Source organism: Pseudoalteromonas sp. SG43-3 (assembly GCF_014164385.1).
Classification (GTDB): Bacteria; Pseudomonadota; Gammaproteobacteria; order Enterobacterales; family Alteromonadaceae; genus Pseudoalteromonas; species Pseudoalteromonas distincta.
In genome coordinates, this window is the sequence record NZ_JACJFC010000009.1 from 117,888 (window position 1) to 135,125 (window position 17,238).

The 17,238-nt window shown below is 39.2% G+C and carries 12 protein-coding genes; 7 read left to right on the forward strand and 5 right to left on the reverse strand.

Going from position 1 to position 17,238, the window contains the following annotated elements; translation table 11 throughout:
* The first annotated feature begins 175 nt into the window (after positions 1-175).
* A complete protein-coding gene (locus H5157_RS10415; RefSeq protein WP_182724652.1) occupies positions 176-1,378 on the forward strand; it encodes a Bcr/CflA family efflux MFS transporter in 1,203 nt (400 codons plus the stop codon).
* Between the two features lie 26 nt (positions 1,379-1,404).
* On the opposite strand, the gene grpE is transcribed toward H5157_RS10415, so the two are convergent.
* Positions 1,405-2,016: a nucleotide exchange factor GrpE gene (grpE, locus tag H5157_RS10420; protein ID WP_024597391.1), complete on the reverse strand. Its 612-nt coding sequence runs from the start codon at positions 2,014-2,016 to the stop codon at positions 1,405-1,407.
* 58 nt (positions 2,017-2,074) lie between these two features.
* Positions 2,075-3,040: an HrcA family transcriptional regulator gene (locus tag H5157_RS10425; protein ID WP_004335385.1), complete on the reverse strand. Its 966-nt coding sequence runs from the start codon at positions 3,038-3,040 to the stop codon at positions 2,075-2,077.
* Positions 3,041-3,194: 154 nt separating this feature from the next.
* Here H5157_RS10425 and nadK point away from each other — a divergent pair, with 154 nt between their 5' ends.
* The 4 genes from nadK to H5157_RS10445 all read left to right on the forward strand — a co-directional run bounded on the left by nadK (position 3,195) and on the right by H5157_RS10445 (position 6,819).
* On the forward strand, positions 3,195-4,079 hold the full coding sequence (gene nadK / locus H5157_RS10430) for an NAD(+) kinase (RefSeq protein WP_004335384.1): 885 nt from the start codon (positions 3,195-3,197) through the stop codon (positions 4,077-4,079).
* 77 nt (positions 4,080-4,156) lie between these two features.
* On the forward strand, positions 4,157-4,714 hold the full coding sequence (locus H5157_RS10435) for a hypothetical protein (RefSeq protein ID WP_182724653.1): 558 nt from the start codon (positions 4,157-4,159) through the stop codon (positions 4,712-4,714).
* A gap of 75 nt (positions 4,715-4,789) precedes the next feature.
* Positions 4,790-6,463, forward strand: coding sequence for a DNA repair protein RecN (gene recN / locus H5157_RS10440; RefSeq protein WP_039487455.1), 1,674 nt, complete (start codon positions 4,790-4,792; stop codon positions 6,461-6,463).
* 32 nt (positions 6,464-6,495) lie between these two features.
* Positions 6,496-6,819, forward strand: a complete 324-nt coding sequence (locus tag H5157_RS10445; protein WP_182724654.1) for a hypothetical protein — start codon at positions 6,496-6,498, stop codon at positions 6,817-6,819.
* A 13-nt stretch (positions 6,820-6,832) separates the two neighbouring features.
* On the opposite strand, the gene H5157_RS10450 is transcribed toward H5157_RS10445, so the two are convergent.
* The 3 genes from H5157_RS10450 to gltB form a co-directional block, all read right to left on the reverse strand.
* On the reverse strand, positions 6,833-7,855 hold the full coding sequence (locus H5157_RS10450) for a GGDEF domain-containing protein (RefSeq protein WP_335676254.1): 1,023 nt from the start codon (positions 7,853-7,855) through the stop codon (positions 6,833-6,835).
* 792 nt (positions 7,856-8,647) lie between these two features.
* Positions 8,648-10,063, reverse strand: a complete 1,416-nt coding sequence (locus H5157_RS10455) for an FAD-dependent oxidoreductase (RefSeq protein ID WP_004335378.1) — start codon at positions 10,061-10,063, stop codon at positions 8,648-8,650.
* Positions 10,064-10,072: 9 nt separating this feature from the next.
* Positions 10,073-14,530: a glutamate synthase large subunit gene (gene gltB / locus H5157_RS10460; protein WP_004335377.1), complete on the reverse strand. Its 4,458-nt coding sequence runs from the start codon at positions 14,528-14,530 to the stop codon at positions 10,073-10,075.
* 698 nt (positions 14,531-15,228) lie between these two features.
* Here gltB and H5157_RS10465 point away from each other — a divergent pair.
* Positions 15,229-16,482: an efflux RND transporter periplasmic adaptor subunit gene (locus H5157_RS10465; protein WP_182724655.1), complete on the forward strand. Its 1,254-nt coding sequence runs from the start codon at positions 15,229-15,231 to the stop codon at positions 16,480-16,482.
* Between the two features lie 42 nt (positions 16,483-16,524).
* The gene (locus H5157_RS10470) at positions 16,525-17,235 is read left to right on the forward strand and encodes an ABC transporter ATP-binding protein (protein WP_182693985.1); all 711 of its coding nucleotides are present in this window, start codon (positions 16,525-16,527) and stop codon (positions 17,233-17,235) included.
* Positions 17,236-17,238 lie beyond the last annotated feature (3 nt).

A 17,238-nucleotide genomic window follows, 5' to 3' on the forward strand; every position in this document is an offset into this window, starting at 1 on the left:
TTTTTATTGCTTGTAGAATAGCAAACACAGTACCAATTTAAAATATTTGCTTTATGTACCGTTATATTAAAAAAAAAGCAATATGACGATAAACTTAGCGGGCAAACTAAGTTTATCCAAATACAATGCCCTGTTACACTATAACCCTTGTTTTTAGTGATTGTTGAGTTTACACATGGACGCCTCAGCCTCGTCTTTTAATACCCGTATTTTATTGCCTTTATTAGCCAGTATCGTGGCGATTACGCCATTGGCGATAGATATGTACTTACCTGCCATGCTGGTAATTGCAAACGATTTACACACTAATATGCCCAATGTACAAATATCGTTGAGTATTTACTTAGCAGGCTATTCATTAGGGATGCTATTTTTTGGCCCCATTGCCGATCAAATTGGCCGCCGTAAGCTTGCACGTATCGGCTTAACCTTATTTGGTGCAAGCTCACTTGCACTGGCATTTACCACCGAAATCCATGCTTTTTGGACTCTTCGAGCAGTGCAAGCATTTACGGGAGCGGCAGCAACGGTAGTAGTACCGGGTATTATTCGCCATATTTATCAGCAAAATACAGCTAAGGGAATGTCGTATGTGTCGATGATTATGATGGTAGCGCCGTTAGTTGCCCCCTCTGTTGGCTCGTTTATTTTAGGATTTTCTGTTTGGTCAACCATATTTTTGGTTCTTGCTGGGTATAGCTTTTTAATATTGGCGTTTGTGCAAGTGTATCTAATTGATATTCCTATTCACAAAAACGAAAAAAAGGGTCTCGCTCTATTTTTTGATAGCTATAAAACAGTACTCAGTAATAAAGATGCACGTGCCGACATACTCAGTTCTATGTTTGTATCGTTTGGATTTTTTTGCTTTTTGACCTCAGTACCATTTATTTATTTAGATTTATATGAAGTGTCAGAACAGTTATTTGGTGTGTTATTTGCCTTTAACGTAATGGCGCTGATGTTTGGTAACTTTTTAAATACGCGAATTGTACCAAGGCTGGGCTCTCGAAAAATGCTCTATATTGGGCTTACATTTGGATTAGTATCGGGGCTGGCTTTGTTAACATTTAGCTTATTGCATTTATCACTTTATTATATTGTGGCTGCTATTGCGCCATTAATGATGAGCTTAGGCGTCACTGCAAGTAATGCTGACTCGCTAATATTAATGAAGTTTGAAAAAAACACAGGCACGGCAACGGCCGTAATTGGCACACTTCGTTTTGGCAGTGGCGCATTAGTTGGCCCACTACTCGCTATTATGCATGCAAAAAGCGCAGTGCCGTTTTCAAGTTTAATGTTCAGCGCTGTTTTGCTTACTATGCTCGTACAGTTAATTCACTATAAAAAAGACAAAAAAAATGCCTCAATATGAGGCATTTTTTAAAACTAATAATTCAATTAAGCATCAGCAGCTTTAGAAACCATAACCATTGCAGGGCGTAATAAACGACCATTCAATGTGTAACCTTTTTGCATAACAGCAAGTACTGTATTAGGTGTTACATCGTTACTTGGTTGAATTGACATTGCTTGATGAAAATCTGGATTAAACTGCTCACCTTGAGGGTTTACAATTTCAACACCAAACTTTGCAACAGCATCGTTAAAGCTTTTAACTGTCATATCGATACCTTCAAGCAACGGCTTTAAAGTCTCATTTTCTTTATCAGAAAACTCAATAGCACGCTCAAGATTATCAATTACAGGTAGTAATTCGTTAGCAAATTTTTCTAGTGCAAACTTATGCGCTTTTTCTACATCTTGTGCTGCACGACGACGAATGTTGTCTACGTCTGCTGCAGCACGAACAACACCATCTTTTTGATCAGCAATAGTTTGTTTAGCAGCTTCAAGCTCTGCATATAGCATAGCTATTTCTGCTTCAGGGCTTTGCTCTTCTTCTGCATGTTGATCAGCGGCTTCTACTGCTGCTTCTACATCAGCCTGCATTTTAGAAATTTCTTCGTTTAATTCTACTTCTTGCTCAGGGTTTTGTGTCTGCTCAGACATAAAATACGTGCTCCAATTCTTTACAACTGCGGTAATTATGGGGATTGAATAAAAAGATTCAAGAGTTAGATGCCTCAATTAATTTAAATTCTCGAATTATTTCTTCGATTTGCGCTGATTTAGGGCAAATTATACAAAAGCGGCTTTGGTATTCTTGATTTTGAAAGTACGGCACGCTTATTACGATCAATTCATCACACTCAGTAAAAGGCAATTTTTCGCTATTAAGTACCGATACACCGTTTTTAAAAGCGAGTTTATCTTCTACATAATTTAAAAACGAAACACCAATATTTAAACTTTGCTCACAATCGATTTGTTTATAGAGGTAATTTTCGCCAACTACAATACTATTATCTGAGCCTAATTTTTGACTTAGCTGTCGCGTCCATTGATTAAGCGAATCATGACAATTTCGAGGCGCTGTATTTGCCATCGCCTGCATACGATACAAACCCTCCATAAGAGTTTGTTGGCTAAATACGGTGTTCAACCATGTTGCAAACTGATAACGAACAGAATCTGACGAATCATGAGGTTTATCAATACAAATGTTGTGGCTCTGCCCAGCCCTGTCTATTAATAGAATAAGCCAGTCGGTAGAATCAAAATCAAGCACTTCTACTCTAAACACTTGCTGCGAGCTGGCTTGTGGTAAACCAACACAACAACATATTTGGTATTTTTGGCTCAAACCATGTGCTAGTTCAACGAGTTGTGATTGCTCTGGTTGCCAATAATTAGCAATGTCAGCGAGTGGAAAAAACTCATCAAACCAATAATCAAACCCTTCATTTGTGGGCACTCGTCCTGCAGATGTATGAGGTGAATACAATAGCCCCACTTTTTCTAAGCGAGCCATAGCATTACGAACCGTAGCCGAGCATACTGCCATGCCTTTGAGCTTGGCAATTTTTGTTGATGGAACAGGCAAGCCTTCACCATTACAGTACATGTTCATAACAGCTGAAAAAATTTGCTGATCTCGTGAGTTTAGTTTCATGGTATCTACATCTTGTTGCATGAAAGAGATATCGGGGCGTTTAGTTGTTTTTCAAGTCGTGCAGTTAACTGACTGCGAATAAAATTGAAGGTTTATAATATTGCTATAATCTGTATTTTCAAACACTTCTGTTTTGAGTTACTCTACAATTATTAAATCTTTTTGTGCGTACATTATGGACTCTCCTTTTAATACCATAGGCCTAATTGGCAAACCTAATCACCCGGGAGCCGCTGCTACCCTTCAGCGCTTACATACATTTTTACTTGCGCTTGGTTTTGAGGTAATAGTAGAAAAACGCACAGGGAGTCAATTAGACGATATCCCGCATGACAAACTTGTTAAGTTAGTCGACTTAGGAGAACAAGCCGATTTAGCTATTGTTGTAGGCGGTGACGGTAACATGCTTGGTGCTGCACGCGTGCTTGCGCGCTTTAACATTGCTGTAATTGGAGTAAATAGAGGTAACCTTGGCTTTTTAACTGATTTAAACCCTGAAGGGTTTGAAGCGAGCTTAGAGCAAGTCCTCAGTGGTGAGTACCTTGAAGAAAAACGCTTTTTATTAGAAGTAGAAGTATATCGCCACAACGAATTAAAGAGTGCAAATTCTGCCGTTAACGAGGCGGTACTTCATGCCGATAAAGTAGCGCATATGATTGAGTTTGAAGCTTTTATAAATAATGACTTTGTGTTTTCTCAGCGCTCTGACGGTTTAATAGTATCAACCCCTACTGGCTCTACGGCATATTCACTTTCAGGTGGCGGGCCAATTTTAACGCCAGAGCTAAATGCAATATCGTTAGTGCCTATGTTTCCTCATACCTTATCTAGCAGACCTTTAGTGGTCGATGCCGATAACGAAGTACGCTTAAAGCTAAGCCTAGAAAATACAGATAGCCTACAGGTAAGTTGCGACAGCCATGTTGTGCTTGCCGTATTACCCGGCGATGAGGTAGTAATTAAAAAAGCGGATAAACAATTGCGCTTAATTCATCCAAAAAATTACTCGTACTACAACGTTTTACGTACAAAACTAAATTGGGGTAGTCGTTTGTACTAATTTTATTGCCAAATTTAGTACTATAAAGCAAAATGGCGGCTTAAAATAATAATCAAATAATTTAGGAACGAGTAGCAATGACTTATGTAGTATTCTTTGCTTTACTGCTATTAATTACACTTTTATACAGTTACCTCAAAATTGAGAGTAATCGCAAAAAAGCAATCGAAGCTAGAAAAAAGCTATTTAATGAACGTGTTTCGCATGTAAATTCACGCCTTAAAGCAAAGCTTAATAATCTTCTTGATGCTAAAATAATTCGCCCAAAATACGTTCCTCGTATTCAAGCTATTGTAAATAATTTTTTTGTTGTGCAATCGCATACAGACGAGAATTTGCAACAACTTGAAGATACCGCTGACCTACTAATTAATACGTTGTCCAACGAGTTAATTAAAACTAATCAAACGAATATAATCCAGCCATTGATTGATAATATACAGTACTTTGTATCTGAGTTACCTCAGCAAGGAATTTTATACAATAAGAGTTTTTACCTAAATACTTTACCTCCACTTATCGGGCTACTTAAAACCGAAGACATCATACAAGCTACTGATATTGTTGATGATCAAATTGATACCTCTCCAAAAACTTCTGATACACAATTTACTCAAGATGTAAGCGTTGCATAAATAATAAAAAATTAATTTGCAAAAAACCAAAACACTGTATAAATTAACAGTTAATTGACTGGATGGATAAACAGTATGTTAATTGGTTTAGAAGTTAAAAATTTTGCAATTGTTAGTAATTTAAGCACAGAATGGCGCAGCGGTATGACCGCGATCACTGGCGAGACAGGTGCTGGTAAATCTATTGCTATTGATGCGCTATCATTATGTTTAGGTGAACGAGCGGAAGCATCAGCAGTGCGCCCAAGCTCTGATAAAGCAGAAGTGTGCGCTCAATTTGACCTAACAGATTTACCGCTAGCTCAATCGTTTTTAGAGCAACATATGCTAAACAATGACGATAATGAATGTTTATTACGTCGTGTTGTTTGCAAAAATGGACGCAGTAAAAGCTACATTAATGGCAGTGCCGTTACCGCATCACAATTAAAAGAACTTGGTCAATATTTAATATCCATTCATGGACAACATGCCCACCAACACTTATTAAAAGCTGAGCATCAGTTACAGCTTTTAGATGCCTACGCAGGGCATCACCACTTAGTAAATGATGTAAATAACAACTATAAACAGTTTGCTAACTTACAAAAAGAATTTAAACATTTAGAGCAACAACAGCAGCAACAAGCAGCGCAAAAACAATTGTTAGAATACCAAGTTGCAGAGCTCGATGAGTTTGCCTTACAAGAAGGTGAGTTTGATTTAATTGAGGCCGAGCATTACAAACTTAGTAACAGCCAAACAATATTAGAATCGTGCCAACGTGAATTACAATACTTATATGAAAGTGATGAACAAAATGCTTGTTCAATGCTGCAGCACAGTGCCCAACAATTCGCTGAGCTGGCTCAATACGACGAAAGCTTAGCAGGCGTAGCAGCCCTCCTTAGTGAAGCCGCAGTACAAGTTGAAGAAGCAAGCCGTGAAGTTCGAAATTATACTGAGCAAGCAGATTTAGATCCTGCTCGTTTAGGTGAAGTAGAAAATAGACTAAGCGGTGCGATGGATTTAGCGCGTAAGCATCACATAAAACCACAGCAGCTAGTTGAGTTTCATCAATCGATTGCTCAGGAGCTTGAGTCAATAAGTAATAATAGTAATCGTCTGGAGCAACTAGAGTCAGAAATAGAAAGCGCGTTACTTAGTTATAAGCAAGCTGCCGATGAACTAAGTAAAAGTCGCTATGAGTATGCGAATACACTTAACACACTAATAAGTGAAAGCATGGCTAATTTATCGATGGAAAACGGTGTATTTGAAATAGCTTTAACTCAAGAGAGTAGCCGCGCACCTAATAGCTTAGGGTACGATAATGTGTCGTTTTTAGTATCAACTAATCCGGGGCAGCCACTTCAGCCGTTAGCTAAAGTAGCCTCAGGTGGTGAGCTTTCGCGAATTAGCCTTGCTATACAGGTAATTATTGCCCAAAAAGTAACAACCCCAACGCTTATTTTTGATGAAGTTGATGTAGGTATTTCTGGCCCTACAGCATCAGCCGTAGGCAAACTATTGCGCCAGTTAGGTAAGTCTACTCAAGTGATTTGTGTTACCCATTTACCGCAGGTTGCTAGTAGCGCACACCAACAATTTTTTGTAGCTAAAGAAATAGCACAAGGCGAAACGTTCACTCATATGCTGCCTTTGAATAAAGATGGTCGTATTAATGAAATAGCTCGCTTACTTGGTGGTGATAATATCAGTAAAACAGCTAAAGCGAATGCTAAAGAACTAATAATGGCCCATGCCTAATATTGGTTAATAGAGCTTTGAAGGATTAAATAATGCACAGTACTTTAGTTAATTTTTGTATCATTTTAAGTTGGTTTTTATTAGCGCTAAGCAGCTGTTTAATTATTTTTAGTAAATATAAGCATACTTACTTTAAACAGCGTTTACTGAGGTTTTTAAATAGCTTTTTAGTTCTTCAGATAATCGCTGTAGCCTATTACTTTACTAGCGAAAAAGTAAATAACCTAAGTGACTTAGGCATAAGTTATTGGCTATTAATTACAATGCAGATTGTCTGTAATGCAATGTGTTACATGAGCGTAAAGCGCAGAAAGGCTAGAATAAAGCCATCACTTGATTCGTTTTCAATGGATTAAAGTAGATAAACTTTTAAGAAGAACACGTTCTGTTTTTACCTTGCGCTTTTGCTTTATAAAGTAGTTCATCAGCACGCTTGATATCAAGATCAATTGAGCGTTCGGCACTTGCAGAGATAACACCAATGCTTAGCGTAATATTGGTACTATCTGAAAATAAGCTCACAACTGAAGCTTTAAGGGTGTTGTGGATTTTTTCTGCAACTTGCTCCCCCTGCTCAACTGTTGCATCTGGAATAACAATTAAAAACTCCTCTCCGCCCCAACGTGATGCAATCGCATTTTTTGGAATACTTTTATCAAAGGTTTTAGCTAACTGAATAAGTGCTTCATCGCCAAAATCATGGCCGAATTGATCATTAATCTTTTTAAAATTATCTACATCAGCTAATAAAATTACAAAAGGAGTATTATTATCTTTCAGCTCACTTTTGAAAGCCACAAGCTTATTCATGGTATAGCGACGGTTTGGCAGGTTGGTGAGTGGATCTATAGTTGCTAAAAATTCATTCTTTTGACTCAAAGCAATTATTTTACTGCTGTATTTTTCTCTTGAAAACTCGTAGTAGCCACTCAGCGACGCGACAATTATAAAAGCGAGTATGATTCTGATAGGAAACTGTTCCGGACTATAGTCATATATATTGAATGTATCAGCGCAGTAAAAGCCTAAAACAATCGCTAATAAAAACAAAATTATATCAAATGTACCTCGCTTAAGTCCGCGTATTGAATAAGTAACTGGAGACACTATGAATATCCATATAGGCCCTGTTCCTTGTGCTCCACCAGTGAGGACTAGGTAAAACATTAGTGCATAAAGGTTGTATAAAATTATAGTGCCTGACTTCTCTACTCCCCTACTTATGCTAAATGCCAATAAATAAACAAACGAAGAAACAACCAAGGTACACGCTAATAAATAACTGCTATTAATAAATGCTAAGCTAGCCATAGAAAACGTTGCTATAAACCCTATTGAAGAGAAGAATCGAACAATGAGTTTCCTTTCCGACTTGTTTGAATATTCGTACATAATTTCTATTTATTTTATTAATATATAAAAGCTCACTTGTAGACAAAAAGTAAGCAAACCGTAAACAGCGTGCGATAATGGACCAACTTTATATTTAAATCAACTCTTAAGATTAGTTATTTCGGGTTGATAAAAGCGAATACTTTAACCATTACTTACCTTTGTTAGGGATAATGCGATAACATTAAGAGTTAAAAAATAAATAAGTTTACTTTTTTATTCCCACACTACCCGCACTAATAGTACTGAGTAATAGTAAAAGTAGTGGTATAACACTCGCAGTTAAAGATGGTGTTAACGGTACTGTATATATGTATTTAGACAAGCAACCAATCAATTAACTCTTCACATCAAAGTGTTTATACAACGATGCAAACAAAAGTTATAGCATATTAAGCAACAAAAGAAGCTACAGATTATGGCCAAATAACGTTAGCTAGTACTGCTGAAAATCCAAAAACTCGAGTTGCTATAAGTATATGCCTGTACCCTTGTGTTGGTTACGTAAAGCGTAAAGTTTGCATGTATAAATTAACCCTCAAGGCTGCTTAATAGATGCCCAAAGCATCCGTATTTAGCTCGAAACAAGCATACCCTCACTAAAGGAAAATAATCCCTCTTGGTAGTTACACTAAAGGTAAAAGCTCAAGGTGTCGCTAAAGCAAGCTATGCTACAGGTGATATTAATATAATACCGTTTGTTACTAACTACGTTGACATTACATTCGAATAAAACAAATAAAAAAGCAAGCCAGTTGGCTTGCTTCTTATTCATTTTATTAATACGAACAATTAGACTTTTAAATAATCCATAATACCTTCTGCAGCATTACGTCCTTCAAAAATAGCGGTTACCACTAAATCTGAACCACGCACAATATCGCCACCAGCAAATATTTTAGGGTTCGTTGTTTGATGTGTAAATTCACCTTGTTCTGGAGCATTAATGCCGCCCCAGTGGTTTATTTCTACATCGTATTTTTCTAACCAATCCATTTTATGAGGCTGGAAACCAAATGCCATAATAACTTGATCAGCTTCTATCACATGCTCTGAACCAGGTACTTCTTCAGCACGACTTCTGCCATTTGCGTCAGGTTCGCCTAATTTAGTTTTAACCATTCTAACGCCAGTTACTTTACCTTTATCGTTCAATACAATGCCTTTAGGCTGAACGTTATAGGTAAATATAACGCCTTCTTCTTTGGCGTTTTTAACTTCACGTTTAGAACCAGGCATATTTTCTTTATCACGACGATAAGCACACGTTACTTTTGCAGCATTTTGACGAATAGACGTACGCACACAGTCCATCGCTGTATCACCACCACCAAGTACAACTACTTTTTGGTTAGCCATATCAATACACGGCTGCTTAGTCTCGTCATAGCCCATTACACGGTTAGTGTTACCAATCAAGAACGGGAGTGCATCGTGAACACCTGGTGCATCTTCATTTTCAAGACCTGCACGCATACTTTGATACGTACCAACTCCTAAAAATACGGCGTCGTAATCAGCTAAAATTTGATCAAGCGTAATATCAACACCTACTTCAACATTTAACTTAAACTCCACGCCCATTTCAGTGAAAATTTCACGGCGCTTTTGCATCACTTCTTTTTCAAGTTTAAAAGAAGGAATACCAAACGTGAGTAGTCCGCCAATTTCTGGGTGACGATCAAACACTACTGGTTTTACGCCGTTACGAACTAAAATATCAGCACACCCTAAACCAGCTGGGCCTGCACCAATAATAGCTACTTTTTTGTCGGTCCAAGTTACATAAGACATATCAGGCTTCCAGCCCATTTTAAATGCCTCATCGGTAATGTATTTTTCAATATTACCAATTGTAACCGCACCAAACTCTTCATCTAATGTACACGAACCTTCACACAAGCGGTCTTGTGGGCAAACACGCCCACACACTTCTGGTAAGCTATTTGTACGATGAGAAAGCTCTGCTGCCTCTATAATACGACCTGTGCGTATTAACTTTAACCATTGTGGAATGTAGTTATGTACTGGGCACTTCCACTCACAATACGGGTTACCACAATCTAAACAACGATCAGCTTGTGAGTTAACCTGATTTTCTGAAAAGGGTTCGTAAATTTCTACGAAAGATTTTTTACGTGACGAGATTGGTTTTTTGCGTGGGTCTACACGCTGCACGTCTATAAATTGATATACATTTTCGCTCATACTGCCCCCTTATTGCGCCTGAACACGTAGTTCGGCACTACTGCGAGCGCGATGCCCGAGTAAACTTTTTACGTCGCTTGATTTTGGTTTTACTAATTTGAACATCGGTAAGTACAGTTCAAAGTTAGCTAAAATGCTTTCTGCTCTGCACGAACCCGTAAGCTCTAAATGCTCAGCAATTAAGCCGCGTAAATGTTCTTGATGCGACGTTAATTCGTCTAGTGTTACTATTTCTACAAGCTCTGGATTAATGCGTTTTTCAAAATCATTTCGCTCATCTAAAATATAAGCAAAACCACCAGTCATACCCGCGCCAAAGTTAACACCTACATTACCAAGTACACACACAACGCCACCGGTCATGTATTCACAACCGTTGTCACCTACACCTTCAACAACCGCTTGCACACCTGAGTTACGAACTGCAAAGCGCTCACCGGCACAACCCGCTGCAAACAGTTTTCCGCCTGTAGCGCCGTACAAACATGTGTTTCCAGCAATGGTTGCTTTATGGCTTTCAAAAGATGAGCCAAGTGGTGGACGAATAACTAACTTACCGCCTGCCATGCCTTTACCTACGTAATCGTTAGCATCGCCAACCAATGTCATTTCAAGACCACCGGCATTCCAAACACCAAACGATTGACCCGCCGTACCGTGTAATTCAATTGCTACGGGGTCTGCCGCCATACCTTGATTACCGTGTTTATCAGCAATATAACCCGAAAGCATTGCACCTACAGAGCGGTCAGTATTACAAATACGACTCACAAGCGAGATACCGCTTGACGTATCAATTGCCTCTTGCGCTTTAGCTAATAAACTTTCGTTTAACTTACCTAGATAATGCGAACTGTTAGGCGCACTACAATAAAGCGTTTCGCCAGTTGGGTTGTTCGGCTGAGCAATAACAGACGATAAATCAATTTTCTTCTGCTTTGCAGTTTTGCCTTCAATTTCTTCTAATAAATCTAAACGGCCAATTAAGTCAGTTAAATTTGCAACGCCTAGGCTAGCCATAATTTCACGCGCTTCTTGCGCTATAAACTTAAAGTAGTTCATCGCCATTTCTGGTAAACCGTGATAATGCTTTTGACGAAGTGTTTCGTCTTGTGTTGCAACACCGGTCGCACAGTTATTTAAGTGACAAATACGTAAGTATTTACACCCAAGGGCAACCATTGGACCAGTACCAAAACCAAAGCTTTCAGCACCTAAAATTGCCGCTTTAATAATATCTAAACCTGTTTTTAAGCCACCATCTGTTTGCAGGCGAATGCGATGACGAAGGCCATTTTCAACTAGTGCTTGCTGTGTTTCAGCAAGTCCAAGCTCCCATGGGCTACCCGCATATTTAACAGAAGTAAGTGGGCTTGCGCCTGTACCGCCATCGTAGCCAGAAATAGTAATTAAATCGGCATATGCTTTAGCAACACCTGTTGCAATGGTTCCCACACCTGGCTCTGAAACAAGTTTTACAGAAATAAGTGCTTTAGGGTTTACTTGTTTTAAATCGAAAATTAGCTGTGCTAAATCTTCAATTGAGTAAATATCGTGATGCGGTGGTGGCGAAATTAACGTAACACCTGGTACCGAATAACGAAGCTTAGCAATATACGGCGTTACTTTTTCACCCGGTAATTGTCCACCTTCGCCTGGTTTTGCACCTTGCGCTACTTTAATTTGAATAACGTCAGCACTGCGTAAGTAATGAGGCGTTACACCAAATCGACCTGAAGCGACTTGTTTAATACGCGAGTTTTTCTCTGTACCATAACGCAGTTTATCTTCACCGCCTTCACCAGAGTTTGAACAACCACCTAAGCGGTTCATTGCAATTGCTAGCGCTTCATGAGCTTCTGGTGATAACGCACCAATACTCATTGCTGCTGAGTCAAAACGCTTGTATAGGTTTTCTGCAGACTCTACTTCATCGATGCTTATACCTTGCTCAGGTAGTTTAAGCGCTAACATATCGCGCAAAGTCGCAATTGGACGATTATTAACTAAATCAGCGTACGCACTGTAGTCTTTATAATCACCTGATCGAACCGCTTTTTGCAGGGTTTGAATAACATCTGGATTATAAGCATGATACTCACCACCGTGAACGTACTTAAATAAACCACCGTGGCTTAATAATTTACGCTTACTTAAAGCAAGTTTGTGCAAACTTTGCTGATCGTCATCAAAGTCGGTAAAGCATGCACCTTGTATACGACTTGCAACGCCTTTAAAGCACATTTCAATAATCGCATCAGATAATCCCACCGCTTCAAACAACATTGAACAACGATAAGATGCAACCGTACTTATGCCCATTTTAGACATAATTTTGTACAAGCCTTTATTAATGGCTTTCCGATAAGCAAGGGTCACTTCGCAATACGACTTATCAATAATTTTGCTGTCGCTCATCGCAACTAACGATTCATACGCAAGGTATGGATAAATTGCCGTAGCACCAAAACCTAATAGCACAGCAAACTGGTGCGCATCTCGCACGCTGCCAGTTTCAATGATAATATTTGATTCACAGCGCAAGTTGTTATCAACTAAGCGTTTTTGTACCGCACCTACAGCCATAGCTGCTGGAATTGGTAAATTTATTTCATCAAAGTTACGGTCAGTTAAAATAAGCATGATACAGCCCGCAGCTGCTTTTTCTTGTGCTTGGTCACAAATACGCGTAACCGCGTTTTCTAAACCCTCTTCAACTGTATAGGTAATATCAATTTTACAGTAGCTGTAGTGCGCTTCATCAGCATTTAATAGCTGCTGCATGTCTGCGTACATTAAAATTGGTGTATCAAACTGTAGGCGCTTAGCGTGGCCCGTTGTTTCGTTAAATACGTTTTGCTCACTACCAATACAGGTTGCAAGCGACATTACATGGTTTTCACGTAGTGGATCGATAGGTGGATTTGTTACTTGCGCAAATTTTTGGCGGAAGTAATCATAAAGTGAACGATGCCCTTCACTAAGCACAGCAAATGGCGTGTCATCACCCATTGAGCCTGTCGCTTCTTGGCCGTTTTCACCCATTACACGAATAACGCTATCAAGCTCTTCGTTGGTATAACCAAACATTTTTTGATATTTAGCTAGCGTTTCGTCATCAAATGAGCGATTACCAGCGTCTTGCTCAGTAAGTTCTTCAAATGGAACTAAACGTTTAACGTTTTCTTCAAGCCATGACTTGTAAGGATGGCGAGATTTTAAATCTTGATCGATTTCATCCGAGTGCCAGATTTTGCCAAGTTTAGTATCAATAACTAATAATTCACCTGGACCAACACGGCCTTTTTCAACCACTTCATCGGCAGTGTAATCCCAAATACCCACTTCTGATGCGAGCGTAATAAAACCATCTTGTGTAATTACATAACGTGCTGGGCGAAGTCCATTACGGTCAAGGTTACACGCTGCAAAACGACCATCCGACATAACAATACCTGCCGGGCCATCCCATGGTTCCATATGCATAGAGTTAAAGTCGTAAAATGCACGTAAATCGTCGTCCATTGCACGGTTTTTCTGCCATGCAGGCGGCACAAGCATACGCATAGCGCGGAATAAATCCATGCCGCCAGCTAAAAATAGCTCAAGCATATTATCTAGGCTTGATGAATCAGAACCGGTTTCGTTTACAAACGGCGCTGCGCTTTGTAAATCAGGAATAAGCGGTGACGCAAATTTATAAGAACGTGCGCGTGCCCACTGGCGGTTACCTTCAATAGTATTAATTTCACCATTGTGTGCTAAATAGCGGAAAGGTTGAGCTAAAGGCCAACGCGGCTGAGTATTAGTAGAAAAGCGCTGATGGAAAACACAAATCGCACTCGTCATACGAATATCAGCTAAATCTAGGTAAAAATTAGGTAAATCCGCAGGCATCATTAAGCCTTTATAGATAGTTACCAAACCAGATAGACTTGCGATATAGAAAGCTTCATCATCAACAATGCGCTTTTCAGCGCGGCGGCGTGCTACATATAAGCGACGCTCTAAGTCTTTAGAACGCCAACCTTCTGGCGCGCTAACAAAAATTTGTTCAAAACCTGGTAATTGCTGTACAGCAATAGGACCCAACATAGATGGGTCGGTTGGTACAACACGCCAACCTAAAATATTTAGCGTTTCTTTTTCTAATTCTTCGCTAAGTATTTGTTTTGCAGCTTGTGCTAAAACAGGGTCTGAATTTAAAAATATCATACCCACTGCGTAGTTTTTGCCTAAGTGCCAATTATGTTCACTGGCAATTGCACGGAAAAAGCTATCTGGTTTTTGTAATAATAAACCACAGCCATCACCTGTTTTACCATCGGCAGATATACCGCCACGGTGCTGCATGCGATCAAGCCCCGTAATAGCAGTACGAATAAGCCTATGACTAGCTTGACCATTAACTTGGGCTATTAAGCCAAAGCCACAATTTTCTTTTTCTAACTTTGAGTCGTATAACATAGACCCCTCCCCTTGCTGCACTGTTAGCGTGGATGAACTGCTCGACGATTTGCTAACAGACGGACAAAACTAGCCTCTATCTTAAATAGAGTCAATAGCACTTTGAATACATATTCACATTCTTGAATATTTCTCACTTCATAGCAAGATTTCTTTTTATCATTATTTTTAACATTTAGCGTTATTTTAACCACTATTTTTTTATGACACTGGTGTCAAGTTTAACATATTGTAAAAAACACAAGCACCCAAAGGTGCAGCTTACGTAAACGTAAAGGCGAGTAAAAGTGAATAAGTATTCAACAAATGAAGGGCTATTCAGTTAACATTTAGATAGTTTTATGGTATTTCATTACTTTAATGGCTTAACATCCCCGATTATTGCTGCTCATTAGTATAGTTATGAAAGTTCATGTCCTTTTTTGTACATTAATAGTGAATTTTTATTTAAAGCGGTGTCCGATGCGGACATAAAAACTGTCCGCGGACATCATTTTCATGAACAAAAAATAAAAAGCACTTTAATATCAATGTGATAATAGTTGGCATATTAATCGTATAGCTTTACATATAATCGCTAATTGGAATTACCATGTTTACTCTAAGCTTATTTTTGCTCTCTCCTATTGCCGCCATTTGCACAGCAGCTTTATTACTGCTGTGCGAAAAATACATAAAAGCAATGTAGGGGGAATTAAATGATTAAAGATACCAGCGCACAAGACGTACAAGTAAAGGCACCTATAAGCTATAAAAAATACGCGATAATCACTGCGATTGTTTTCATTGTGGTCTCTACAGTTGCTTATATTTTTTTAACTAACCATAGCGCTAAAAGCTCTATTAGCCGCTCAAAAGTACAGGTTGCAAAAGTACATGTTAAAGCGCTCATTCGAGATATTGCCGCCAGTGGTAAAATTGTTGCTGCTAATGCTCCTAAAATCTACAGTCCAGAACGTGGATTTATAGATTTAAAAGTAAAGGCCGGCGATACAGTAAAGCAAGGGGACACACTTGCCCTGCTACAAAGCCCTGAGTTAACTAACGAATTAAAGCAACAAGAATCTGTGCTTAAACGACTACAAGGCGAGCAGCAAAGGCAGTATTTGCAAGCAAGACGCCAAACACTCACTTTAAATAAAACACTCGATATGGCACAAGTTGAGCTTAACGCCGCTGAGCGCGAAAATCGCCGCGCGCAGTTATCAATTCAAAAGCACTTAATTAGCCAAATTGATCTTGAAAAAGCAGTTGATGATTTATCCCGAGCTAAGCTCTCGTATAAACATGCACAACAAGAGGTATTGCTTGCCAAAGACACGCTCGCTTTTGAACTACAAGCTGCTAAAAGTGATGTGACCCGCCAACAACTTATCGTTGATGATTTAATCAGAAAAGTAAGCAACCTATCTATTAAGGCTACCGTTACTGGGATCGTGGGTAACCTATTAGTGCAACAAAAAGCCGCAGTGACGCAAAGCCAACCTCTTATGACTCTCGTCGACTTAAGTAATTTCGAAGCGGAACTTCAAGTACCTGAAAGTTACGCCAACGAATTAGGACTCGGTATGGAAGTAGAGCTTAAGTTAGGCAATGAAACAGTGATGGGGAATTTATCCGCCATATCACCAGAAGTTAATAATCGTGAAGTAACAGCACGCGTCCGATTTAAAGGTGTTACTAACAACATCCGTCAAAACCAACGCTTAACTGCACGTATTTTACTCGACAACCGAGAAGGTGTAATGCAAGTAAAACGCGGCGCTTTTATGCAGCAAGGCGGAATTTTTGCTTATAAGGTAGAAGGCAATATTGCAAAGCGTATACCTATTACAATCGGCGCCACCAGCATTAATGCGGTTGAACTTTTAAGCGGTGTTAAAGAAAACGATGAAATTATTATTTCAAGCTACAGCGACTTTAAGCAAGCCGATACGATTTTATTAAATTAAACAGACGTTCTCAACCAACGCTAAAAATAATTAGGAACAACCATGTTACAAATGAACAATGTAAGTAAAGTATACCAAACAGAAATGGTACAAACCCATGCGCTTCGAGACTTTAACCTGCAAGTAAACGAAGGCGAATTTATTGCTGTTACCGGTCCTAGCGGCTCAGGAAAAACAACCTTTTTAAATATTGCAGGTATGCTCGAGCCTTTTAACGAAGGTGAGTACCTGTTAGATGGCGTTAATGTTGGCAGCCTAAACGATAACCAACGTGCTGATTTACGGAATCAAAAAATTGGCTTTATATTCCAAGGCTTTAATTTGATCCCCGATTTAAATTTATATGAAAACATAGAAGTTCCTCTTCGCTATAGAGGGATTAAAGCAAATGAGCGAAAACGTCGAATTGAGCAATGCCTTGAACAAGTTGGTTTAGCATCTCGCGCTAAACACTTACCTCAGCAACTCTCCGGTGGCCAGCAACAACGTGTGGCAATAGCTCGTGCGCTTGCTGGTGAACCTCGTTTTTTACTTGCCGATGAGCCAACAGGTAACCTTGACAGCTTAATGGCTCGCCAAGTTATGGAGTTACTTGAGCAAATAAATCGCGACGGTGCCACTATAATAATGGTAACGCATGATAGCGAATTAGCCCGCCGTGCTCCGCGTAATATTCAAGTAGTTGATGGGCAACTTGCCGACTTTACACTTTATCAAGGCGCGCAAACTATAAAAACAGCATCGGGGGTTTAACTA

What these genes read in the sequence shown, in the direction of transcription:
- grpE (WP_024597391.1), bottom strand. Translation starts at nt 2,016, where the DNA reads ATGTCTGAGCAGACACAAAACCCTGAGCAAGAAGTAGAATTAAACGAA.
- H5157_RS10445 (WP_182724654.1), top strand. Translation starts at nt 6,496, where the DNA reads ATGCACAGTACTTTAGTTAATTTTTGTATCATTTTAAGTTGGTTTTTA.
- H5157_RS10465 (WP_182724655.1), top strand. Translation starts at nt 15,229, where the DNA reads ATGATTAAAGATACCAGCGCACAAGACGTACAAGTAAAGGCACCTATA.
- H5157_RS10450 (WP_335676254.1), bottom strand. Translation starts at nt 7,855, where the DNA reads ATGTACGAATATTCAAACAAGTCGGAAAGGAAACTCATTGTTCGATTC.
- recN (WP_039487455.1), top strand. Translation starts at nt 4,790, where the DNA reads ATGTTAATTGGTTTAGAAGTTAAAAATTTTGCAATTGTTAGTAATTTA.
- H5157_RS10435 (WP_182724653.1), top strand. Translation starts at nt 4,157, where the DNA reads ATGACTTATGTAGTATTCTTTGCTTTACTGCTATTAATTACACTTTTA.
- gltB (WP_004335377.1), bottom strand. Translation starts at nt 14,530, where the DNA reads ATGTTATACGACTCAAAGTTAGAAAAAGAAAATTGTGGCTTTGGCTTA.
- H5157_RS10470 (WP_182693985.1), top strand. Translation starts at nt 16,525, where the DNA reads ATGTTACAAATGAACAATGTAAGTAAAGTATACCAAACAGAAATGGTA.
- H5157_RS10415 (WP_182724652.1), top strand. Translation starts at nt 176, where the DNA reads ATGGACGCCTCAGCCTCGTCTTTTAATACCCGTATTTTATTGCCTTTA.
- H5157_RS10425 (WP_004335385.1), bottom strand. Translation starts at nt 3,040, where the DNA reads ATGCAACAAGATGTAGATACCATGAAACTAAACTCACGAGATCAGCAA.
- H5157_RS10455 (WP_004335378.1), bottom strand. Translation starts at nt 10,063, where the DNA reads ATGAGCGAAAATGTATATCAATTTATAGACGTGCAGCGTGTAGACCCA.
- nadK (WP_004335384.1), top strand. Translation starts at nt 3,195, where the DNA reads ATGGACTCTCCTTTTAATACCATAGGCCTAATTGGCAAACCTAATCAC.